The organism is Lacinutrix sp. Hel_I_90 (genome assembly GCF_000934685.1).
Classification (GTDB): domain Bacteria; phylum Bacteroidota; class Bacteroidia; order Flavobacteriales; family Flavobacteriaceae; genus Lacinutrix.
In genome coordinates this window covers 1397548-1419673 of sequence record NZ_JYNQ01000001.1, presented here as the reverse complement: position 1 = coordinate 1419673, position 22126 = coordinate 1397548, and the positions used below count along the sequence as shown (strand labels likewise).

At 34.8% G+C, this 22126-nt stretch carries 21 protein-coding genes; 6 read left to right on the top strand and 15 right to left on the bottom strand.

Annotated elements, in window-relative coordinates; genetic code table 11:
* Window positions 1-428 precede the first annotated feature (428 nt).
* From GQ46_RS06345 to GQ46_RS06335, 3 genes are all read right to left on the bottom strand, one after another.
* A complete protein-coding gene (locus GQ46_RS06345) occupies window positions 429-2723 on the bottom strand; it encodes a TonB-dependent siderophore receptor (protein WP_052503422.1) in 2295 nt (764 codons plus the stop codon).
* Complete coding sequence (locus GQ46_RS06340) at window positions 2716-3612, bottom strand: FecR family protein (protein ID WP_044399370.1); 897 nt, start codon at window positions 3610-3612, stop codon at window positions 2716-2718. The genes GQ46_RS06345 and GQ46_RS06340 overlap by 8 nt, the downstream gene beginning before the upstream one ends.
* A 96-nt stretch (window positions 3613-3708) precedes the next feature.
* Window positions 3709-4224, bottom strand: a complete 516-nt coding sequence (locus GQ46_RS06335; protein ID WP_044399367.1) for an RNA polymerase sigma factor — start codon at window positions 4222-4224, stop codon at window positions 3709-3711.
* A gap of 204 nt (window positions 4225-4428) precedes the next feature.
* Between GQ46_RS06335 and GQ46_RS17110 the strand changes: the two genes are divergently transcribed.
* From GQ46_RS17110 to GQ46_RS06315, 4 genes are all read left to right on the top strand, one after another.
* Complete coding sequence (locus tag GQ46_RS17110) at window positions 4429-5844, top strand: hypothetical protein (protein ID WP_052503421.1); 1416 nt, start codon at window positions 4429-4431, stop codon at window positions 5842-5844.
* A 165-nt stretch (window positions 5845-6009) separates the two neighbouring features.
* A complete protein-coding gene (gene ffh, locus GQ46_RS06325) occupies window positions 6010-7338 on the top strand; it encodes a signal recognition particle protein (protein WP_044399364.1) in 1329 nt (442 codons plus the stop codon).
* A gap of 112 nt (window positions 7339-7450) precedes the next feature.
* Window positions 7451-8332, top strand: a complete 882-nt coding sequence (locus tag GQ46_RS06320) for a bifunctional 5,10-methylenetetrahydrofolate dehydrogenase/5,10-methenyltetrahydrofolate cyclohydrolase (protein ID WP_044399361.1) — start codon at window positions 7451-7453, stop codon at window positions 8330-8332.
* 24 nt (window positions 8333-8356) lie between these two features.
* Window positions 8357-9079 carry a TIGR02206 family membrane protein gene (locus tag GQ46_RS06315; RefSeq protein ID WP_044399359.1) on the top strand — a complete coding sequence of 241 codons (723 nt, stop codon included), beginning with the start codon at window positions 8357-8359 and terminating at the stop codon, window positions 9077-9079.
* On the opposite strand, the gene GQ46_RS06310 is transcribed toward GQ46_RS06315, so the two are convergent.
* The 10 genes from GQ46_RS06310 to GQ46_RS06265 all read right to left on the bottom strand — a co-directional run bounded on the left by GQ46_RS06310 (window position 9072) and on the right by GQ46_RS06265 (window position 17299).
* Window positions 9072-9500, bottom strand: coding sequence for a VOC family protein (locus GQ46_RS06310; protein ID WP_044399356.1), 429 nt, complete (start codon window positions 9498-9500; stop codon window positions 9072-9074). The two genes, GQ46_RS06315 and GQ46_RS06310, sit on opposite strands and share 8 nt — an antisense overlap.
* Before the next feature lie 6 nt (window positions 9501-9506).
* Window positions 9507-9698, bottom strand: coding sequence for a hypothetical protein (locus tag GQ46_RS06305; protein ID WP_044399353.1), 192 nt, complete (start codon window positions 9696-9698; stop codon window positions 9507-9509).
* 91 nt (window positions 9699-9789) lie between these two features.
* Complete coding sequence (gene rluF / locus GQ46_RS06300; RefSeq protein WP_044399350.1) at window positions 9790-10572, bottom strand: 23S rRNA pseudouridine(2604) synthase RluF; 783 nt, start codon at window positions 10570-10572, stop codon at window positions 9790-9792.
* Window positions 10573-10664: 92 nt separating this feature from the next.
* The gene (locus GQ46_RS06295; protein ID WP_044399348.1) at window positions 10665-11492 is read right to left on the bottom strand and encodes an alpha/beta hydrolase; all 828 of its coding nucleotides are present in this window, start codon (window positions 11490-11492) and stop codon (window positions 10665-10667) included.
* Between the two features lie 43 nt (window positions 11493-11535).
* A complete protein-coding gene (locus GQ46_RS06290) occupies window positions 11536-11898 on the bottom strand; it encodes a cupin domain-containing protein (protein WP_044399345.1) in 363 nt (120 codons plus the stop codon).
* 5 nt (window positions 11899-11903) lie between these two features.
* On the bottom strand, window positions 11904-12878 hold the full coding sequence (locus GQ46_RS06285) for a YitT family protein (RefSeq protein WP_044399341.1): 975 nt from the start codon (window positions 12876-12878) through the stop codon (window positions 11904-11906).
* Between the two features lie 122 nt (window positions 12879-13000).
* The gene (locus GQ46_RS06280) at window positions 13001-13552 is read right to left on the bottom strand and encodes a hypothetical protein (protein ID WP_044399338.1); all 552 of its coding nucleotides are present in this window, start codon (window positions 13550-13552) and stop codon (window positions 13001-13003) included.
* A 258-nt stretch (window positions 13553-13810) separates the two neighbouring features.
* Window positions 13811-15349: a helicase HerA-like domain-containing protein gene (locus tag GQ46_RS06275; protein ID WP_044399335.1), complete on the bottom strand. Its 1539-nt coding sequence runs from the start codon at window positions 15347-15349 to the stop codon at window positions 13811-13813.
* 91 nt (window positions 15350-15440) lie between these two features.
* Window positions 15441-16142 carry a hypothetical protein gene (locus GQ46_RS06270; protein ID WP_044399333.1) on the bottom strand — a complete coding sequence of 234 codons (702 nt, stop codon included), beginning with the start codon at window positions 16140-16142 and terminating at the stop codon, window positions 15441-15443.
* Between the two features lie 377 nt (window positions 16143-16519).
* A complete protein-coding gene (locus GQ46_RS06265; protein WP_156133111.1) occupies window positions 16520-17299 on the bottom strand; it encodes a hypothetical protein in 780 nt (259 codons plus the stop codon).
* A gap of 146 nt (window positions 17300-17445) precedes the next feature.
* Here GQ46_RS06265 and GQ46_RS06260 point away from each other — a divergent pair, with 146 nt between their 5' ends.
* Window positions 17446-18075: a 7-carboxy-7-deazaguanine synthase QueE gene (locus GQ46_RS06260; RefSeq protein WP_044399328.1), complete on the top strand. Its 630-nt coding sequence runs from the start codon at window positions 17446-17448 to the stop codon at window positions 18073-18075.
* Window positions 18076-18136: 61 nt separating this feature from the next.
* Here GQ46_RS06260 and GQ46_RS06255 read toward each other — a convergent pair whose 3' ends face one another.
* Together GQ46_RS06255 and GQ46_RS06250 are read right to left on the bottom strand one after the other, a co-directional pair.
* Window positions 18137-18682 carry a DUF2911 domain-containing protein gene (locus GQ46_RS06255; protein WP_044399325.1) on the bottom strand — a complete coding sequence of 182 codons (546 nt, stop codon included), beginning with the start codon at window positions 18680-18682 and terminating at the stop codon, window positions 18137-18139.
* Window positions 18683-18761: 79 nt separating this feature from the next.
* On the bottom strand, window positions 18762-20030 hold the full coding sequence (locus GQ46_RS06250; protein WP_044399323.1) for a YCF48-related protein: 1269 nt from the start codon (window positions 20028-20030) through the stop codon (window positions 18762-18764).
* Window positions 20031-20429: 399 nt separating this feature from the next.
* Between GQ46_RS06250 and asnB the strand changes: the two genes are divergently transcribed.
* Window positions 20430-22094, top strand: a complete 1665-nt coding sequence (gene asnB, locus GQ46_RS06245; RefSeq protein ID WP_044399321.1) for an asparagine synthase B — start codon at window positions 20430-20432, stop codon at window positions 22092-22094.
* The last annotated feature ends 32 nt before the right edge of the window (window positions 22095-22126 follow it).

Genomic DNA, 22126 nt, shown 5'->3' with positions numbered 1-22126 from the left:
AATTTCATACAATTCCATGCTTGCCATTAGGCTTTAGGATCTTGATTTTAGCCTGTGCTGAGCGCAGACGAAGTATTGAAACCCATATAGATTGTCCTTTAAAAAAAAAACGTTCTTATAACTAAAGATATAAATTATTTTGTACTGTGAAGCATATCATGGGTAGCTATTAAAAAAAATAATGATAGGACTAAATTTGGATTAGCTAGTTAGTATTTGATATTATCCATCCTAATGGCCGTTATCATCAGTTTAAAAATTTGTAACGGTCTTAAATAATAATAGCTCTTATGTGATGGCGGTTATAGGTTATTATCTGATAAAAAGGTTTTATAACGCGCTGAATAAAAACAACTATATTTTTTTTAATGCTTTATTGTGCGGGAAAATCAATTTTTAGTAGCCTATTTTAGCCATGTTTCTTGCTTTTAAAAAGACACTCTGAAACTCAAATTAGGGGTAAAGCCTAACGATTTATTATCTATTTTAGTTAGCGTATCGCCAGTTATGTTATAGTAAGTATTCGTAGTGTTTTTTTTGTTGAGTATATTCCATAGAGAGAGACCTACAGTCGCTTGGTTTTCGCCTAATTTAAATTGATACGTTGTTGAAAAATCGGCTCTTAAATAATCAGCTAATCGGTTACCGTTTGGTGCTTGATAGTTGATGCTGTTATCAATAATAGGGTTGTCATTATCTGGTATTGTAAATGGCTTTCCTGAATGCCAGTTAACACCTAATGCTAATTTTAAATGCTTTAAAGTACAGGTGCTTGCAAAATTAACAACATGTCTTACATCTGCAGTATTAGGAAAGGTTCTACCGTTATTTAAGGTGTTGAAAGTGTACTGGTTTGAGCTGTAACTATAACTTAGCCAAGTATTGAAGATGGTATTAAATTGTTTGTTGATTAAGAAGTCTACCCCTTTTACGTGGTAGCTACCTATGGCGTTTAGAAATTGATAATTATTCTGAAAACCTTGACTTCTGGTAGTAATGCCGTCGACTTCTTTACTATAACCTTCAGCGCTTATTAAGAATTTATTTTGGTTGTAGGTTAAACCGAAGCTCACTTGTTTACTTTTAATAATTGGAATGGTACTATTGTTAGCCAAAACCCATCTGCGTTTTTCAATGCCTAAAAAATCATTTTGTAAATCTATAATCTGTGAAGTGGTTTGGCTTTTAAGTTCGCCCGAAAGTTCTGCTCTGAAAACCTCTAAAAACTGCTGACTTATATGTAATCGTGGTTCTATACGATGTGTATTGAATTTTCTAAAATAGTTATCTCTAACACCTAGTTTAATCAAAGTACTTTTGTCTTTTGATAAATAATTAGCTTCAGCATAGCCCGAATACGTCCGAATGACACGTTTTATAAAACTTCTAAATAAAGGGTTGTTAACGTCTTCTAAATTACTAATACCAACTTCTGTGAATTGAAATCCTGTGTTTAGGTTAATCCCGTTATTTAAATGATAACTGGCTTCTAGCTTTAAGCCACCATCGAGTACTTTGTTTTCCTGAATAAGACGTTGGTCATTTAAAATGTCATAATTAGTGCCGTCTAAATCGTAATTAGAATAATAGAGCTGTGCGGTTGTCGTTAATTTACGATTCCAATAACGTTCGTAAGTGAGGCCAGAGGCTAGACTTTTTTGTTTCAATTCACTTTCTGAAGCTTCGTTTACCGTGTTTTTTGTGGCTTGCTCTTCATAATTTAAAGCATTATAAATAGTTAAGAAATTAAGACGAAGCTTATCTTTTTTAGAAATATCATACAGAAATTTTACCGATGTATCATAAAAGTAAAAGTTTTCATTTTTTGAAGTGGAAGCATCGTTTTCATTGGTAAGATCAGAATCTTGAAAGACACGTTGAAAGTAAGCGTCGTAAGTTGGGGTGTTTGCAAAATCGGTTAGCGAGCGTCTAGCCGCTACTTGTAATTCTGTTTTTTTACTTAAAGGAAAAACTGCAAAACCATCTGCATTAATTAAGTTAATACCCAACCCTCCTTTAAAGTCCTGCCTAAGTTCATTAGATAATTGCATATCAATAACCCCAGAAACGCCATCGCCATATTTAGCACTTGTTCCGTTTTTATAGACAGAAACATTTTTTGTTAAATAAGGATTGAACGCCGATATTAAACCAAAAAAGTGGCCAGATTGATACATTTTTATACCCTCATAAAGCAGTAAGTTCTGATCATGAGTGCCCCCGCGAATGTTAATATTTGATACCGATTCATCCACACTTAAAACACCTGGAAGTGCTTGTATGGTTTGCAATACATCTGGCTCAATCAAACCTGGTAAAATGCCAAATTGTGACGGTTTTATGGTAATGTTTCCCGTGTTATTTTTATAAATTCCAGAGGTAAGATAATTTGAAATGACTACTTCTTCTAACTTTTGTAATGAAAAAGCACTGATAACTTTTTCAAGTCTGGTGATAGTAATAAATTCATTATTTAATTTATTGAAGACTAATGGTGTTTGCTTTTCCAGAGATTTTAAAACAGCATCTAGAGAGTTTTCATTGTTATAAATAGCACTAATACTATTGATATCAGAATCAACGTATGAAAAACTAACCTTAAATTCTTGCTCAATTAAACCCAGTACTTTGGCTAAAGGTTGCTTTTCGTTTTGAGAGAAAACGGTCAGGTAACCTACAAAAAAAACAACTAGAATGAGTGTAAATTTTGGCGATTTATTCACGCGTTAAAAGAATAGTTTTGTTTGTTTGAATATAGTTCAACTGTAAGGGTTCTATGATGGACTTTATAGCAATATCCATATTATTATGAATAAATTTTCCAGTAAACACTTGTGAGGTGTCAATTGCGCTAGCATCAATGGTCACATGGTATTGTCTTTCAAATTCAGCTAAAACTTGAGTTAACGGTATACTTTTAAAAGCACTTATGTTATTTATCCAGCTTGGCTGATTTGTATTAACAAGATTCTTTTTAATTATTTTTCCGTGTAATGATAAAAACGATTCACCCGGTTTAAGTTTGGTTTTAGTGCTGTTGAAGGTTACTTCAACTAAGCCTTCGTAGCAAGTCACTTCAAAGTAATCTGAGCGTTGCTTTACATTAAATTGCGTGCCTAGAACAGTAACCTTCCCGTGGTCTGTTAGCACATTAAAAGTACTTCCTTTGGCAACTTTAAAAAAAGCTTCACCATCTAATGTAACGACTCTATTTTTACTCCAATTCTTTTTATTAAAAGAGATTTTAGATAAAGCGTTTAGACTTACAGAAGAGGCGTCTGGTAACTCAATGCTCGTTTTTTGGGCGAAGTCAGCGCTGTAATTTGTGTCTAAAGTCGTTGTGTAATAATAGGATCCTAAACAAATAAGTAAAACAGCAGCAATTCGTAAAAATGGCTTTAGCCAATTTTTAGAGGACTGTTTTTTAGTTTCAATTGTTTTTAGAACGGTTTGTAAAGTTGTCTCAGTATCAAACGCTGGCGCTTTATATTCTTTGCTGTAATGGGATAACTTTAATAAGGCGTCGTAATCATCAAGTGCTTTAAAAGCCTCAAGCTCTTGCGCATTCAAGTCGTTATCTAACCATTTTTTTATTAGTATTTCTTTTTCCATAAGTATCTTCAACTATATAACAGGTTGATTAATATAATTCCTACCTAGCGGTAAAATATAAATGCGTAAAGCTGTTTTGAAATTAAAACGGGTGTACTAAATTCCGTCAATTTCCTTTCTTATTTTTTTTAGTGCGCCGTAAATGCGTTTTTCAACAGCCTTTGTGCTTATCTCTAATAGTTCTGCAATTTCTTTAAATCTTTTGCCTTCCGTTCTATTCATTAAAAAAGCGACACGCTGTGGTTCGGTTAAATTGGCGATTGCTTTTTCTAGTTTTTTACGGTATTCGGCTTCTTCCATTAAAAACTCTGGCGACTCATTAGAGTGTTGCTTGTGATTAAGCTTGGTGTATTTTAAAACGACTTTTTGGTGTGCAACTTCATTCAGCATTAAATTATGTGCAATACTGTAGACGTAACTTTTTGCTTTTTCAGGCGTAACTTTTTTGCAATTCTCCCATAACTTAATAAAGGCTTCTTGTGTTTTATCTTGAGGGTTTAGTCGCTCGCCAAACTTATAATACAAAAAGTCATGCAAGTTTTTAGAGTGCTTTTTAAAAAAGGCCTCAAAACGGGATTGCTCACAAATATCCTTGTAAAGGGACTTGCTCATAGTAGGTGTTTTGATCAGAGTGTTTAGTAAAACTAATTATTTTTATAGTACAAGGTAGGAAATTTTGAAAGTATTTTGTTTTATATATGAAGTGCCGAAAGATGTGCTTTGCAATAAAACAAATAAGACGTCTAAATTTTTAACACCGAATGATATCTCTCAAATTAAAAAGAGAATTAAAAACATTCATTAAAAAATCACATTATGAAATCAACCTTTAACAGTATGAATTTTAAGAAACTAGTTTTGCTGCCTTTAATTGTTTTTGCATTTATGGTATCCTGCCAAACGGAAGAGACTGATATTACAAATCCACCTCAGGAAGAAATAATTGAAGCTAATTCTCAAACAGCGACTTTAATGAGTAGAACAGCATTAAACGATGGTTCTGTAGATAATATTATAGATTATGCTAACTGCTTAGAAGTTGTTCTGCCAGTTACAGTTACTGCAAATGGGGTTACAATAACCATAGAAAACTATACCGATTATGACGCATTAGAAGACCTTTTAGATGCTTTTACAGATGATGAGGATAATGTGGACATTGCATTTCCTATTTCAGTAATTTTAAATGATTATACTGAAATTGTAATTAATAATCAAGCAGAATTAGAAGCGAAAATTGCACTATGTAATAATGAAAATGAAGAAGATGATGATATTGAGTGTGTCGACTTTCAGTATCCAATTTTATTTTCTATTTATAATACAGACTTTCAGGTTGTAGACACCGTAACGATTCAAAATGACGAAGCCTTATATCATTTTTTACAAACCTTAAATGGTCCTGTTTTAGCTAGTTTAAACTTTCCAGTGACGCTTGTTTTAGCAAGTGGAGAAACAGTTGTAGTTAATAATAATCAGGAATTAGACCTTGTCATTACAACAGCAGAAGATGATTGTGATGAAGATGATGATTACGATTGGAATGATGATGACGATTGTTCTGAACAAGACATGGTGCTCGCTTTAAAAGAATGTGTGTGGAATACAGTGAGCTATAATGGTGATGATCATTTAATAGCATTCGATTTAGAGTTTTCTACTGGCAATGCTCTTCTAATTACCGATACAACAAATAATAATACGTATTCAGGGTATTGGAATGTGTCTACAACTGCAGCAGGAGGACTATTGTTAGAATTAGCGAATATTAACGGGCCAAATATTCAAGCACTAAACGGATTTTGGGATGTTATAGATTGTGATTTAGATAGATTTAAATTTATTAACGATAACAATACTTACTTTATTATGGAGCAAGATTGTACCGCATCTGCCGGCTGCGAAGTAAATGCTGTTGAAATGAATTTGAAGGATTGTAAATGGAATATTACAAGTTATGATAACGATAGCAGTTTTGATATTTTCAATATTGATTTTCAAGTGAATGGAGCAGCGGTAATTTATACACCAAATTCTAGTGAAGAGTATTCGGCTAATTGGACGATTTCACTGGATGGAGAAATATATTTGGACTTGTCTAACATTTCTGGAGGAAACGTTCAAATCATAGAAGGTAATTATATTCTAGTGGAGTGTACTCCAACACAATTAATATTTCATGATGCATCAAATACAGCTATAGCGTTGATTTTAGATAAAGATTGTAATTAATTTAACAGAATAAAGTAATGCCATAATTACTTTTTTTAGTGGGTTATTAATCAGGAAAGGGCTGCCAGTTTTGGTAGCTCTTTTTTTGTTTTAAATTATGTTGCTGAAACTTTATAAATACGCTTCAAATTCCTAAATTTGCTGTTCTTAAAAAGATATAGAATCATGTTCAATAATTTAAGTGAGAAGTTAGATAAAGCGCTACACGTATTAAAAGGTCACGGAAGCATTACTGAGGTTAATGTTGCCGAAACTTTAAAAGAAGTACGACGTGCACTTTTAGATGCCGATGTTAACTTTAAAATTGCGAAAGATTTTACCAACCGCGTAAAAGAAAGAGCATTAGGTCAAAACGTATTAACAACCTTGCAGCCCGGCCAGTTAATGGTTAAAATTGTAAAAGATGAGTTAACCGAGTTAATGGGAGGCGATGCAGCAGGTTTAAACTTGACGGGTACACCAACCGTTATTTTAATGTCTGGTTTACAAGGTTCTGGTAAAACGACCTTTTCAGGTAAATTAGCGAACTACCTTAAAACTAAAAAAACTAAAAAACCTTTATTGGTAGCCTGTGATGTCTACCGTCCGGCTGCGATAGATCAATTACATGTTGTTGGAGATCAGCTTAAGATTGATGTTTACAGTGATAAAGGCAATACTAATCCTGTAGCCATTGCACAAGCAGGTATTGCCCATGCAAAACAAAATGGGCATAATGTGGTGATTATTGATACTGCTGGTCGTTTAGCTGTAGACGAAGCAATGATGACCGAAATTTCAAACATTCATAAAGCCATTCAGCCACAGGAAACCTTGTTTGTGGTCGATTCTATGACAGGTCAGGATGCTGTAAATACAGCAAAAGCGTTTAACGATGTGCTTAATTTTGATGGTGTTATCTTAACAAAGTTAGATGGTGATACACGTGGTGGCGCTGCGATTTCTATAAAATCGGTAGTGAATAAACCAATTAAGTTTATTGGTACTGGTGAAAAAATGGAAGCGATAGATGTCTTTTATCCCTCACGTATGGCAGATCGTATTCTTGGAATGGGAGATGTCGTGTCTTTGGTAGAAAGAGCGCAAGAACAGTTTGATGAAGAGGAGTCAAGAAAACTTCAGAAAAAAATAGCTAAGAACCAGTTCGGGTTTGATGATTTCTTAAAACAGATTCATCAAATTAAGAAAATGGGGAATATGAAAGACCTTGTCGGCATGATACCGGGTGCAGGTAAAATGATGAAAGATGTAGATATTGATGACGATGCCTTCAAGCATATTGAAGCGATAATTCACTCTATGACAGTGCAGGAAAGAACAAACCCATCGGTTATAAATTCGAGTAGAAAACAACGTATAGGAAAGGGTTCAGGAACTTCTGTGCAACAGGTTAATCAATTGCTAAAACAGTTCGATCAAATGAGCAAGATGATGAAGATGATGCAGGGCGGAAAAGGAAAGGCAATGATGCAGGCGATGAAAAATATGAAGTAAATAGTAATCAGTCTTCAGTTTGTAGTTTGCTAACAAAAAAGTATTTACAAAACAGACCTAATTTAATGTGCTTTGCGCTTTTGCGCTTTTGCGAGAAATACCACAACAAAACATGACAATCTTAGACGGTAAAAAAGTAAGCAACGATATTAAAAACGAAATCAAGGCTGAAGTTGACAGAATGAAAGCTAATGGTGAGAAAGTACCTCATTTAGCGGCTGTTATTGTTGGAAATGATGGTGCGAGTTTAACCTATGTTGGAAGTAAAGTGCGGGCTTGCGAACGTGTCGGTTTTGAGTCTACAATGGTGCGTTTGTCTAATACAACCAGTGAGATAGAGTTATTGGATAAAATTGAGGAATTAAATAATAATGATGCTATTGATGGATTTATTGTTCAGTTACCATTGCCACCACAAATTGATACGCAAAAAGTATTAATGGCTGTAAATCCAGATAAGGATGTTGATGGGTTTCACCCGATGAACTTTGGAAAAATGGCCTTAGACATGTCTACTTTTATTCCCGCAACACCATTTGGTATTTTAGAATTATTAGACCGCTACGACGTCTCCACAAAAGGAAAACATACGGTCGTTATTGGTCGTTCGCATATTGTTGGAAGACCCATGAGTATTTTAATGGGACGTAAAGGTTTTCCTGGAAATTCAACAGTGACATTAACCCACAGTCATACTAAAAATATCACACAGATAACGTCTCAGGCAGATATCATTATTTCTGCACTAGGTGTGCCTAACTTTTTAAAAGCAGAAATGGTTAAAGACGATGTGGTCATAATCGATGTGGGTATTACAAGAGTTCCAGATGAGAGTGCACCAAAAGGGTATATTATTACTGGTGATGTGGATTTTGAAAATGTGAGTAAAAAAGCAAGTTTTATCACACCAGTTCCTGGAGGTGTTGGACCAATGACCATTGCTATGCTTCTTAAAAACACCTTGTTAGCACGAGAGCGTCACAGACTTTCATAGTCTGTTTTTTGCTATAGAATAGCCATGTTTTTTATACACCCTATTTATAATCAAGAATTTATAATTGGAAGTTTGCAGCATATTCTACCAATTACCTTGGGGATTTTTCTTGGTACTGCCATTATTTATTTTGCTAAGAACAGGTGTCAATTAAAAAGACAACAGCAGCTTTTTAATGGCTTAGGTATTTTTGTATCGCTCTCTACTGTGTTTTACCATTTACATTTGGTTTCGAAAGGGAATTACAATGTTATCACAGACTTGCCGCTGTTTATATGCAGTTTTATCTCGCTTTTTATTTTTGTTTTTACCTATTACAGAAAATATTGGATATACGAAATTCTGCTATTTTGGATTATTGCTGGAACAACACACGGCGTCATAACACCAGACATTCCCAATGCTTTTCCCGACTTAGATTTCTTTAGGTATTGGATAGTACATTTAGGATTAATTATTATCATCCTATATGCCACCGTTGTTCTTAAAATGCGACCAACGCTAAAGAGTGTTTTTAAATCTTTTTTAGCATTACAACTGTATATGGCAATACTATTCAGAATCAATGCCCTTCTGGGTTCAAATTATTCTTATCTTAATGAAAAGCCAGTGTCGGCTTCAATCCTAGATTATCTAGGCGGTTGGCCTAGCTATATTTTTGTGATTGAAGTATTATTAATCCCTTATTTCTTATTGATTTACTTTCCTTTTTATATTTCAGAAAAAGTAAAAAAGAAAACTACTTAGCAAATAACTGGGAGGGATCTTTAAACGCTTTAAACTCTAAGGCATTACCAGCTGGATCGTTAAAAAACATGGTGACTTGTTCGCCAACCAAGCCTTCAAAACGAATATAAGGTTCAATGATAAACTGAATGTTTTTCAATTTTAAATCTTCAGCAAAAGCTTGAAAGGTTTCCCAGGGTAATACCACACCGTAATGTGGTACGGGTACCTGCTTACCATCAACGGGATTTGTGATAGTACCTTCTTTAGACGGTGCTTTATAATGAATAACCAATTGGTGACCAAAAAAGTTAAAATCTACCCAATGGTCACTACTTCTGCCTTCTTCACAGTTTAAAGTGTCGCGATAAAAAATTCTACAATCCTCTAAATTATGTACGGGAATAGCGATATGAAAAGGCGTGAGGGTTTTTGTGTTCATATGTCTTTATTGGTCTGTGGCTGGTGCATCTTTTCTGTATTTAAGCATAGATACGCCTGCTAAGAAAAAAACAACACCTAAGATAGTTAGTGCCCATGGACTTAAACTAACAATATTGTTTCCGAAGATGCCTAATACACCTAGTATTAATCCGATCATTCCTCCAACGGTTAACACTAACGCTAAAACTTTAATCATAGTTATATGGTTTTTGATATTGATATAAAATTATGAAAATTTAAATGCTATACTAATAAAAATACGTTAAACTCTTAAAGGTGTTTTAATACTACTGTTTTCTTCTGCTAATGGTCTTAATTTTTTCAGTTTCGATATTTTGTTTGTAGTTTTTGTCAGAATCTTCTAAAAGTAAGTTGAGTGTTTTTAATTCTTCAGCAGTAAATTCACGGTATTCACCAACAGGAATATCTAATTTTATATTCATAATTCGCGTGCGCTTCAGAGAAGTTACTTCATAGGTTAAATACTCACACATGCGGCGAATTTGACGGTTTAAACCTTGTGTTAAAATAATTTTAAAGGTATGGGAGTCTACTTTTTTAACCGCGCATTTTTTGGTGGTTTTGTCTAAATCTTCTAAGTAAATACCACCGGCCATTCTTTTTATAAAGGTTTGAGATATTGGTTTATCTACGGTGACTAGATATTCTTTTTCATGATTGTTACTCGCTCGTAATATTTTATTTACGATATCGCCATCATCTGTTAAAAAAATCAACCCTTCACTGGGTTTATCTAAACGACCAATAGGAAAAACACGCTTTGGATATTTTAAAAAATCGATAATGTTATCCTTTTCCACACGGGTGTCTGTAGTACAAACAATGCCAACGGGTTTATTAAAAGCAAGATAGACGAAATCAGATTTACGGTCTGTAATTGGTTTTCCATCCACTTCAACTAAATCACTTTCGGTTACTTTTGTTCCCATTTCTGGTACAACACCATTAATAGTTACACGTCCAGCATCAATTAAACGGTCGGCTTCACGGCGTGAGCAGTAGCCTACTTCACTAAGGTATTTATTAAGTCTGGTGAGTTTTATATCCATTACATTTTAATAAGTAAATTGATTTTAATTGTCATGGCGCTATTAAAAATAGAAATAACCCCTAATAGATTTCCATTTTGCAAAGTTACAATTTAACTAGCAAGGAAGTCTAAAACATGATCGTAAACCGTTTCATTTCTTAATCCGTGACCAAAACCGTTGGTAGTAATGAATTCCACATTACTATGGCTTTTGGCAATTTGTTCAGCATCGTCATGGGGAATAATTTTATCCTCTATATCATGAATAATGAGCGTCTTAGTCTTAATTGTTTTAGCAAAATTGGCTAATGAAAAATAAGAAGGCGCTTTGTTAAAACGTTCAATAATTAGTTTATTAAGGCCATTTTCAATACGTTTATTATAGCCTAACATCTCAACATAGCGCTTAAAAACACCTGTAAATTCAGAAGGTGCTCCTAATAAAATAAGCTTTTCTATGGACTTGTTTTGATAGGTGTATTGATAGAAGCCTGTAGACATACCGCCTACGGAATGGCCGATAATTACTTGCGGATTAAAATGCTCTGCTGCCACATGTATACATTCAGAATACATTACGGCATTAAATTTTTTACCACTGGAAGCGCCATGTGCAGGTGCATCAAGAGATACCACATTATAATCTAAATCTTTTAAAAGATGAATTAAATCTTCCCAACGGTGTGTGTTACTTTCCCAACCGTGAGCCAGTAGAATGGTTTTGTCATTCCCTTTCCATTGGTACGTTGTAATTTTGAGGTCTTCATATTTTAAATGAACCGTTTCTGCAGTGTTTAAAAAGGCTCTCTGACTGTCTAAAATGCGACCTTGTCTTGGTGTAGCAAATAAATCTAATGCTTTTTCTGAGGCATATCTTGGTGAAAAATAACTTAGGAGATTGAAGGTGTTACCAATAATTTTAATAATTGAATTTGACATTTATACGTGTTCTTTTTAAAATCCATTTAAATGAGAAAAAGTATTATTCTTCTCTATTTACTTTATCCATAGAAAAAGCAGGTGTACAAATCGCTATATATTCACACGCCACTGTAAACGGATTTGAGTATTGTACGCGTGTATTGCGTTCTATTTTTATAGAGTGACCTGCTTCAAGAATAATTTCTTCGCCTTCAATAATGAACTGTTTTTTGCCTCTTATAATGTAGGTATACTCGTCGAACTCTGGTGTTTGAAACGGTTCACTCCAACCAGCAGGTGCAATCATATGTGCAATACTAATTTCTTTATTGTTATCTGTTGCTTGTCCAAAATGCTCCTCTATTAATTTTCCGTCTGTAGTTGGCACGACGAATGGTTTGTTTTGTATTGTGTATTTTTTCATAGTATCTATTTTAATGGCTTTCTTTTTATCATACCGCCTTTTAAGTCTTTTACAACATTCATAATAATAAAAGCCTTCTTGTCAACTTTATCAATCTCTGTCTGTAAGCGTGCTAGTTCCAGCCTAGTAATAATAATATAAATGATTTCCTTATCAAATTTGTCTCCTGGTTTTCCAAAACCACCTTTACCAGCATAAACGGTGCATGCGCGTCTTAATTTTTCGGTAAGCATGATTCTAATTGCTTCGTATTCTTTAGAAATAATGGTTACCCCAATATATTCTTCAACACCATCTACAATAAAATCTACAGTTTTTGCAGCAGCGAGATAGGTTAAAATGGCATAAAGTGCCGTTTCAATGGAAAGCACGTAGGCCCCTATGGAAAAAATGATAATATTTATTAAAAGGAGTACATCACCGATTGTTAATGATAGTTTTCGGCTCAAATAAATCGCTAATACCTCGGTGCCATCAATAACACTGCCACCACGCATCGCCATACCAATACCCAATCCTAAAAAGAAGCCACCAAAAATTGAAATTAATAGCTTGTCTTCTGTGATTATTGGATAATCAATAAAGTGAACAGCTAAAGCTAACAATGCTATGGCGACAATACTTTTCATGGCAAACTTTTTACCAATGGTTTGAGTAGCTAAAATTAGGAAGGGAATGTTTACAAGTACGAGTACAATACTCAATGAAAGCGAAGTGATATTTTGCAGTAATAACGAAATACCAGTGGCACCACCATCTATAAAATGGTTGGGTAGCAAAAAGCCTTTAAGCCCAAAACCAGCTGAAAAAACACCAATAATAATGAAAATAGATTCTCTTATGGCATGACTTAGTTCAACTTTTATGTTGTTTAGAACTGGTTCAATTTGAATGCGGGTTACCGGTTGTTTTTTTAGCTGTTTCGCCTCAATTCTTTTACGAGCTACATCTATTAAAAATTTAGAAAAAAGTGGATTCATGAGTCTTGTATTTTAGCTTTAAAAGTTTTATACTGGCATATGAAACCGCCTTTAAAATTCTCTTTACTATTAATTCATAATTTTAAAAACCTAATAATGCCATTGTAACGGCGAATCAAGTGCTACCAACCAATCATGAAAAACTTGATTTTAGCTGCATCTGGAATTTGAATAGCCTCGATATCCTTAGTCATGTCAAAGCGTAAATTTGCAGGTAATTCTTGTTTTGCAATGGTGAAATACATGTTGCTTTCATTTACAAAAACAACAACGTTTCGAAGTGTGTTTTCAATACTTGAAATTTTATAGTTAGTTTTAATATCACCAAATGTACTAAGAGTACTAAGACCTTTATCTGTTTTATAACGACTATCAGTAATTTTTACAGTTCCAATTGTAGCCGTAGAATCGAAGGCTTGTTTTGGTGATAATGACATTAAATGTTTACCGCCTTTCTCATAAATCTCAATATCATTCACGTTTCCTAAAAATTCATCTCCTGCTATTTTTGTAACTACAGAGTCACTGGCGAAAATGGTTTTTATGTCTTTAACTTGAGTCGAATCTGTTAATAGACCAACACTTTGTTTAGAAATTAAAAACGGATTTACTTCTTTATCACAAGAAGTCATGATTATAGAAATCACTAAAAGGGTAAACATTATTTTTTTCATAGTTATTTCCCGAGAAAGCGGGAGCCTTATTTAATTAGTTTTTTTTCATTTCTTTGTCCCGAAACTTGAAACTGGGAGCAGAAATCTTATTTGTTTTGCTTAAAATGTAAAGATCATCAAATGTTTTATTTTTTAGATACTTTACATCGCTTAATATAACATTCTTTTATCTATTATTAGGGTCAGCTGTTTTTTAGTAGGTGTTCAATATTGTGATAGCCATACTGTAAACCATGGGCTCTACCTTTTAGCGAAGGACTAGATGACCTTTTTTAAAATCCCAAACACACTACGAATAAATGTAGCACTGGTTAATACTTTAATTATTGGATTTTGGGCGCTGCTTCTCCGTCTCGTAGTTGTTCGACTATCGACCTTTCGCGCTCTAGCTTCAGCTTCTTCTTTTTCAGCTTTAGCCTCTGCTTTTGCCTTGACTTCTTCAGCTTGCTCAATTTTTTCGTTTAAGAGTTCATAGGCACTTTCTCTATCAATAGTTTCGTTGTACTTTAAAACTAATTTAGAATCATCCAGTAAGGCTTGTAATTCATTAGGTGTTAAAATGTCCATGCGACTCATTGGCGCACGCATCATGGTTGCAGCTAGAGGTGTTGGGCGGCCTTTCTCATCTAATGCAGAAACTAGCGCTTCGCCTGTTCCTAATGAGGTTAGAATCTCAGCCGTGTTATAATAGTCTGTATCAGGATAATTTTGTGCAGCCAATTTAATCGCTTTTCGATCTTTAGCGGTAAAAGCGCGCAGTGCATGTTGAATTTTTAAACCTAACTGACTTAATACACCTTCTGGAACGTCTGTTGGGTTTTGAGTCACGAAGTATAAGCCAACACCTTTACTACGAATTAATTTAACAATGCTTTCAATCTGATTGAGTAAGGCTTTAGAGGCTTCATTAAAAATTAAATGCGCCTCGTCAATGAACATAATAAGTTCTGGTTTCTCAGAATCGCCTTGCTCAGGTAGGGTTTCATAAATTTCAGCTAATAAACTTAGCATGAAGGTTGAAAATAATTTTGGTTTATCCTGAATATCTGTTAGACGAATGATATTGATATAGCCTTTTCCATCTCTATTAGTGCGCAGGAGATCTTCAACCTCAAAACTCTTTTCTCCAAAGAAGCGGTCGCCTCCTTGTTGTTCTATTTCTACAATTTTTCTTAGAATAGCCCCAGTAGATGCACTAGAGATTCTTCCGTATTCTGCTTCAAATTCAGCTTTACCTTCAGCCGTTGCGTATTGTAATATTTTTTTAAAATCTTTTAAATCTAAAAGGGGTAATTTATTGTCATCACAGTATTTAAATATGACGGCTAAAACACCGCCTTGGGTGTCGCTTAAATCTAAAATACGAGACAATAAAACGGGGCCAAACTCACTAATTGTTGCACGCAAACGCACACCATTTTGCTCTGAGAGCGATAGAATTTCGACAGGAAAACCTTTGGCTTCAAATGGTAATCCAATTAGTTCGTGACGTTCCTCAATTTTTGGGTGACCAGGACTTGGTTGCGCTAATCCGCTTAAATCTCCTTTTACATCCATAAGTAACACAGGAATGCCTTTATCGCTTAAATTTTCAGCTAAAACTTGAAGTGTCTTAGTTTTTCCTGTACCGGTAGCACCAGCAATTAAACCATGACGATTCATTGTTTTTAAAGGTACTTTTACAAAAGCACCTTGTACTGTTTGACCGTCAAGCATCGCCGAACCTAAGGTTATAAAATCGCCTTTAGTTTGGTATCCCTTAGTAATATGATCTAAAAAAAATGCTGTGTTTGACATACTTTTGAATATTTATTCAAAAATAACAAAATGTAGTAAAGCTTTAAGCGTTTAAGAGTTTTAAAATTGCAAAAGCAATTTTTATTTGGATTTAGTTGAATTTAGTCATTCCTATGTTTAAAAATTTCGCATCAAATGATGAAGTTCCATCATTTATTACATAACGAAACGCTATGATGTCGTCTGTTTGGAGAGCATACATTAATACACCTGTGGTTCCCCAATAATCAACCGCTGTTCCGTTGTTATTGCCTCTGGATAAATAACCAATCAATACACCGTTTCTTTCTGCAGCAAGAACATATTTTGTGCTTCCCGGTGGCATGTTTGATACAGAAATCTCAGCAGACATGAGGTAAATACCATTTGTTTTTACTTTTATTTTGCCGTTACCAACAACTTCAAATACAGAAGGATTGGTAGAAATAATATCGGTTGAGTTTAATGGGAAATCCTGATAATTGTTATTGTTAGAAATGATGGCATTGTTGCCGTTGCTATACTCCTTATTCAATACAATAGTTTTGTTGTTACCTATAGAGAGGGGCTCCCACGCTGCATTAGTCCTAATATTTAGGGCTTGATTAGTAGTATTGTATACAATCGCGCCGTTTAATGGTGTGGGAATAGCATTCATTTGTATGTCATTCATTCTGGGAGGAACAAGTGCACCAGTAGTACTTTGAATTTCTAAAATAGAACCATCGTCGGGAGTGGTGGTACCAATACCAACTTGAGCATGAGTTAGGTTTATAACACATAATAGTGTTACTAAGATGAGGGGGCTTTTCATAGTCGTATAATTTCTGGCGAAAATACAACTTTTTTAAAAATAAAACGATGATTTTATGAGAAATCATCGATTAAGAGTACGATATATCTGTTTAAATGAAACATGCCCCAACCGCAATAAGCGGTAAGTTTCTTTTTGTTTTCTTGTTTTTCCTGCGGTTTTAGAACCTGCAATTATCTCTTAAGCGGCATTTTTTAGAGGGTTTTTAAGAAAGGGTCTTGTGCAGTTTCACCATCACCCATCGCCGACTCTAGCTGTAAAATGGCCTTTGTTAGTATTTACTTCGTTAAAGTGTAACGCGCTTTGTTCGCCTATGTTTATTTAGTCAAAACAAAAGAAACTACTAATAATAAATAAACTATCTAAACTTGTGAAGTTTATCTATGAGCTTCAAAAAGAATCACAAGACTGTCAGCATAACTATCTACATTCAACGTGAATCCATTCGGATTAAAACTTGAAATAGTAGCAGAGGTGATTCCTAAATTATCACCATTTTGGTTAGAATATCTCATGCCAATACAATGACTGCTTGACGCGTATCTAGAAATATCATTAATTGAATTCCCAGAACCGCCAACATATATCGTTTGTTGGTCTATGACACTACTATAGTTGGTAGCAAAACCAGACATAGATCCAAATGCATTTGCAATACTAGAGTTATTGTTTCCAACACCGTTATCTGAGTTTAAATTGTAGGACTCTACATTAGCGTAGGCGGTAAATTTAATTTGCGTAGGTTGAAAAGGCAAGCCGCTAACAGTTATTGCACCAGTGCCAGAAATAATAAATTTACCCATGTGTACGGCTCTGTCTAAATAGGCGCCGCCATCGGTTCCTGTAGTGATAACGTTATCAGAATCACTACTCACAGGCTGTGTATTAGTAATAGACGACCATACAGGGCTAGCGCTAGTTCCAGTATTATAAGTGAAATTATTTGTATCAGTGTTGAATATCAAAAGACCGTGAGCAGGATTTGCCACTAAACCAATCTCTGTAGCTGTCATTCTTGGGAGTAAAAACCCCTTATCTGTACTCTGTAAATCTAAAATGGATGATGGGTCAGGTGATGATGTGTTGATGCCAACTTGAGCATGTAATGTTGTTCCAATAGCGAATAGCACTATGAAAATTTGGGAGAATCTTTTCATGGTTTTGATTAAATAGGTTGTGGCGAAAGTAGTACAGTTTTTATTAACTCACAATTTTTTTATTCTTTTTTTAAAAAAAAAAGAATAAAAAACGTATATAGTGATCCTTTAATTAGAAGATTATTTACTGTATTTTTGCGGCAAATATGAAACAAGAAATTCAAGATTTAGTAAACCAAGGAAAAATGTTACCTCTAATGGAGGAGTTCTACACTATTCAAGGCGAGGGCTTCCATAAGGGAACTGCTGCTTATTTTATTCGAATAGGGGGTTGTGATGTAGGGTGTCATTGGTGTGACGTCAAAGAGAGTTGGATAGCAGACTTACACCCGCCTACAGCAACTGAAAAAATCGTAGCCAATGCAAAAAAGTATAGTGATACTATAGTGGTAACAGGAGGCGAACCACTCATGTGGGACATGACAGAGCTTACTAGGCAATTAAAAGCAGAGGGGATGCAAGTGCATATTGAAACCTCTGGCGCTTATGAGTTATCTGGCACTTGGGATTGGATTTGTTTGTCACCAAAGAAAATGAAACTCCCAACAGAAGGTGTTTACAAAAAAGCCAACGAACTAAAAACAATTATTTATAATAAAGACGATTTTCGCTTCGCGGAAGAAGAAGCCGCTAAAGTTGGCCCTGATTGTATTTTATATATGCAACCAGAGTGGAGTAAACGAGATGCAATGATTCCTCTTATTGTAGATTATGTGATGGCAAATCCAAAATGGAAAGTGTCACTACAAACGCATAAGTATTTAAATATTCCATAAAAAAAAGTCTTCTCCCATGAGTTTCAGGGTGAAGACTTTTTTTAATTGTAATGTTTGTATTTTACTTTGTGAAAGGCACTGCAACTCTCGTTTTGTCCCACCCTAAGTACATATGAACGCCGTCTTCAGATTTTTCAAAAGCAATTGAAAAGGCTTCTAGAGATTCATCAGCGTCTTTTACAGGGACTGCAAGTCTTGCAACATCATTGGCTTCATTATAATAATAACTCCCCCAAACATTTAAATCTTTGCTAATAATAGCAGTCCATTCTTTTTCACCAGGAATAACATAAAAAGTATAAGTCCCAGCAGGGATAGCTTGGTCTCCCATTTTCATATCTACGTAAAATGTAATCTCTGCGGCTTCGTTTGCTCCCGTTCTCCATACTTTTTCATTAGGTGCCAATTTTTCTAGAGTTCTTCCTTTTAATTGAGGTCTGCTGTAAGTAATTTTTACAAGCTTGTTAGATTCTTTATAACTTGATGGGAATGCAGCAACATCCATTGGGCTTTTGTCTAAATCTGAAAATTCTTGTGCGTTAAGATTTACTGATAGGAGTGTCAAAAACAAAAAAGTAATAGCGGTGAATAAAGTTGATTTTTTCATAATAATAGTGTTTGTTAAATTTGATGTTTAAGTAAAGTCGTAAAATAAATTTACTATTTCAACCAAAAACAAAAATTAACTAAAGCTTAACAAATCTCTTAGCAGTCCTTCCTGAGTTATTATGAAAATTTAAAATGTAAGTTCCTGGAGTTAATGCTTCTACTGGAAATGAATAGGTTTTAATTATGGTGTCTCTAATGGTATCACGCGTTAATTGTTTAATGAATTTACCATTGATATCATATAAATCAATAAGAAGGTTATCATGAGCATTAAAATTAATTGTAAGTTCTAATACTTTACCAACTGGATTTTCTGTAAATTTTATCTCGAGGTCTTTTTTTGTTATTATTTCAGAGGTATTCGTGCTCAAGGTTTCTGAAGTATACTTATATATGGAGCTTCCTGAAGCATAAGCTAGCGCGTTGCTCATTATAAAAATACGGTTTAAATTGCCACCAATATTCAAATCAGTCCAAGTAGCACCGCCATCTAAAGTTTCAAAAAAACCGGTATTGTGACCTCCCATCCAGCCCTTTGTTTCCGATATAAAACCAACAGCTTCAATATCTGTTTCTGGAGCATTGTAAACTGTCCAAGTAACACCGCCATCTAAGGATTTAATTAACTTGCCAGGATTAGGAGCACTCGCATATAGCGAACCGAAAATGACATCAGTATTGCTTTCTAAAATTTGAAGTTTCCATATGTACTCCCCGGGAATTGTTGCATTGTAAATAGTGCTCCAGGTTGCACCTCCATCGTTTGTTTTTAGTACAACAGCTCCTGTATTATTTCTTCCGGCAGCAAAGCCATTTAGTTCATCTAAAAATTTTATTTCAACGAGTGCATTTGCATGGGCTGACATATCTGTATAGGTCCATGTCACGCCGCTATCTGTAGACTTAATAATATGTGCTGGTTCAAAATAAGCACCACACGCATATATTGTTGAGGCGCCAACGGCGTCTATACCACAAATTGCGGGGGGATTGGGGGTTATTATAACGTCTGCCCAGTTAGCACCACCATCTGTAGTTTTGTAGAATTTGCCATTTAATGTACCTAGGAATCCGATGTTTTCGTCTAGAAATTCAATATTTCTAAAATAGTGGTTGCTGCCTAGTATGGTATTGTTAAGTTGCTCGGTCCAATTTAAACCGCCGTCTATCGTTTTAAAAACGGCTGCGTTATACCCATTGGCAGCCCAGCCTAAGCTTTCATTTAAAAAAAAGACATCATCAAAACGAGTGCCATTAGTATTTGAAGGAATGTTTGGTGCCTCCTGCCAGGTTTGAGCAAAAGTATTGAAGCTAATTAATAGTAATAATATCTTCGTAAATTTCATGACTAATAGGCTATAAGTTTCTTATTAGTAAAGTTACCATTCTACTTTTACTTAATACCTATTTAATGATTTAATAACAAAAAAAAACGGGCTCTCAGACTATAGAGGCCGAAAGTTTTTCCTGTGTATTGGTTCATGAATTCCTATGAAAATCAAGGATTATTTTGGTAACACTTTGAATAATCTAGAATTGTGCTAGCAATAGGTTAAGGTTTTTTTCTAACGTATAAAATTTAACCTAATAGTGATAAAATCGCTTTTTATTATATTTATTTTTATTGTTTTTAATGAAATTAGTTGTTATTTGTAATCATTATTAACTTATGTGTTTAAAAAATGAAACATTAATCTCATATTTGCTTTATCAATTAGAATTAAAACATTAAAAAATATAAAATTATGTGTGGAATTGTATGTGCTTTCGACCTTAAACAAAAATCTGATGATTTAAGACCTCAGGTATTAGAAATGTCTAAAACCATCCGTCATCGTGGGCCGGACTGGAGTGGAATTTATAGTGATGACAAAGCAATTTTAGCACATGAGCGTTTAGCGATTGTGGATCCTGCTTCTGGTAAACAACCCTTATTTAGCCCAGATAAAAAATTGATATTGGCTGCCAATGGTGAAATTTATAATCACAGAGCATTACGTAAGCAGTTTGAAGGTACCTATGATTTTCAAACACAAAGTGACTGCGAAGTAATCTTAGCATTATACCAAAAGAAAGGTGTTGATTTTGTAGATGAAATGAATGGGATTTTTGGTTTTGCAATCTATGATGTTGAAAAAGATGAATACTTCATAGCACGAGACCATATGGGGATTATTCCGTTATATATTGGATGGGATCAAAACGGGACGTTCTATGTCGCTTCAGAATTAAAAGCATTAGAAGGGGTATGTACTAAAATTGAATTGTTTCCGCCTGGGCATTACATGTCAAGCAAAGATGGGGCCTTTGTAAAATGGTATAAGCGAGATTGGAGTGATTATGAGGCAGTAAAAGAGAATGAGACTAGTATTGCGAAGATTAAAGAAGCCTTAGAGGCGGCTGTACACAGACAATTAATGAGTGATGTGCCTTATGGTGTATTGTTGTCTGGTGGCTTAGATTCTTCGGTAACTTCTGCCATTGCAAAAAAATATGCAGAGAAGCGAATAGAGTCAGACGATACTCAAAAAGCATGGTACCCGCAACTACATTCTTTTTCAGTAGGATTGGAAGGGTCGCCAGATTTAGCTGCAGCACAAAAAGTAGCCGATTATATTGGGACAGTACACCATGAAATTAAATTCACGATTCAAGAAGGTTTAGATGCTATAAAAGATGTGATTTATAATATAGAAACTTATGACATTACTACAATACGTTCTTCAACGCCTATGTATTTAATGGCAAGAGTAATTAAATCTATGGGTATTAAAATGGTGTTGTCTGGCGAAGGCGCAGATGAAATTTTCGGAGGCTACTTATACTTTCATAAGGCACCAAACGCCAAAGAATTTCATGAAGAAACGGTTCGTAAGTTAGATAAATTACACATGTATGATTGCCTGCGTGCTAACAAGAGTTTAGCCGCTTGGGGTATTGAAGGGCGGGTACCCTTTTTGGATAAGGAGTTTATGGATGTGGCGATGCGTATTAATCCACAAGATAAAATGATTAATGGCGAGCGTATGGAAAAATGGGTGGTGCGGAAAGCCTTTGAAGACATGTTGCCAGAGAGTGTTGTTTGGAGACAGAAAGAACAATTTAGTGATGGTGTAGGGTATAGTTGGATTGATACCCTTAAGGAAGTGGTTGCAGAAGCCGTTACGGACGAGCAAATGAAAAATGCTAAGTTTAGGTTCCCAATTCAGACACCTCAAAATAAAGAAGAGTTTTATTACCGTTCAATTTTCGAAGGGCATTTTCCAAGTGATGCAGCAGCGCGTAGTGTGCCACAAGAACCAAGTGTAGCCTGCAGTACTAAAATTGCGCTAGAATGGGATGCGGCCTTTAAAAACATGAATGAGCCTTCTGGAAGAGCTATAGCGAATGTTCACGATAAAGCGTATTAACTAGTATTCTGATTATAGAAAAAAGAAGCCCA

Coding starts and splice junctions, on each gene's coding strand:
- GQ46_RS06320 (WP_044399361.1), top strand. CDS start 7,451: ATGACAATCTTAGACGGTAAAAAAGTAAGCAACGATATTAAAAACGAA.
- GQ46_RS06295 (WP_044399348.1), bottom strand. CDS start 11,492: ATGTCAAATTCAATTATTAAAATTATTGGTAACACCTTCAATCTCCTA.
- GQ46_RS06285 (WP_044399341.1), bottom strand. CDS start 12,878: ATGAATCCACTTTTTTCTAAATTTTTAATAGATGTAGCTCGTAAAAGA.
- GQ46_RS17110 (WP_052503421.1), top strand. CDS start 4,429: ATGAAATCAACCTTTAACAGTATGAATTTTAAGAAACTAGTTTTGCTG.
- GQ46_RS06270 (WP_044399333.1), bottom strand. CDS start 16,142: ATGAAAAGCCCCCTCATCTTAGTAACACTATTATGTGTTATAAACCTA.
- GQ46_RS06275 (WP_044399335.1), bottom strand. CDS start 15,349: ATGTCAAACACAGCATTTTTTTTAGATCATATTACTAAGGGATACCAA.
- GQ46_RS06255 (WP_044399325.1), bottom strand. CDS start 18,682: ATGAAAAAATCAACTTTATTCACCGCTATTACTTTTTTGTTTTTGACA.
- GQ46_RS06340 (WP_044399370.1), bottom strand. CDS start 3,612: ATGGAAAAAGAAATACTAATAAAAAAATGGTTAGATAACGACTTGAAT.
- GQ46_RS06290 (WP_044399345.1), bottom strand. CDS start 11,898: ATGAAAAAATACACAATACAAAACAAACCATTCGTCGTGCCAACTACA.
- ffh (WP_044399364.1), top strand. CDS start 6,010: ATGTTCAATAATTTAAGTGAGAAGTTAGATAAAGCGCTACACGTATTA.
- GQ46_RS06265 (WP_156133111.1), bottom strand. CDS start 17,299: ATGAAAAGATTCTCCCAAATTTTCATAGTGCTATTCGCTATTGGAACA.
- GQ46_RS06250 (WP_044399323.1), bottom strand. CDS start 20,030: ATGAAATTTACGAAGATATTATTACTATTAATTAGCTTCAATACTTTT.
- asnB (WP_044399321.1), top strand. CDS start 20,430: ATGTGTGGAATTGTATGTGCTTTCGACCTTAAACAAAAATCTGATGAT.
- GQ46_RS06315 (WP_044399359.1), top strand. CDS start 8,357: ATGTTTTTTATACACCCTATTTATAATCAAGAATTTATAATTGGAAGT.
- GQ46_RS06310 (WP_044399356.1), bottom strand. CDS start 9,500: ATGAACACAAAAACCCTCACGCCTTTTCATATCGCTATTCCCGTACAT.
- GQ46_RS06280 (WP_044399338.1), bottom strand. CDS start 13,552: ATGAAAAAAATAATGTTTACCCTTTTAGTGATTTCTATAATCATGACT.
- GQ46_RS06305 (WP_044399353.1), bottom strand. CDS start 9,698: ATGATTAAAGTTTTAGCGTTAGTGTTAACCGTTGGAGGAATGATCGGA.
- rluF (WP_044399350.1), bottom strand. CDS start 10,572: ATGGATATAAAACTCACCAGACTTAATAAATACCTTAGTGAAGTAGGC.
- GQ46_RS06335 (WP_044399367.1), bottom strand. CDS start 4,224: ATGAGCAAGTCCCTTTACAAGGATATTTGTGAGCAATCCCGTTTTGAG.
- GQ46_RS06260 (WP_044399328.1), top strand. CDS start 17,446: ATGAAACAAGAAATTCAAGATTTAGTAAACCAAGGAAAAATGTTACCT.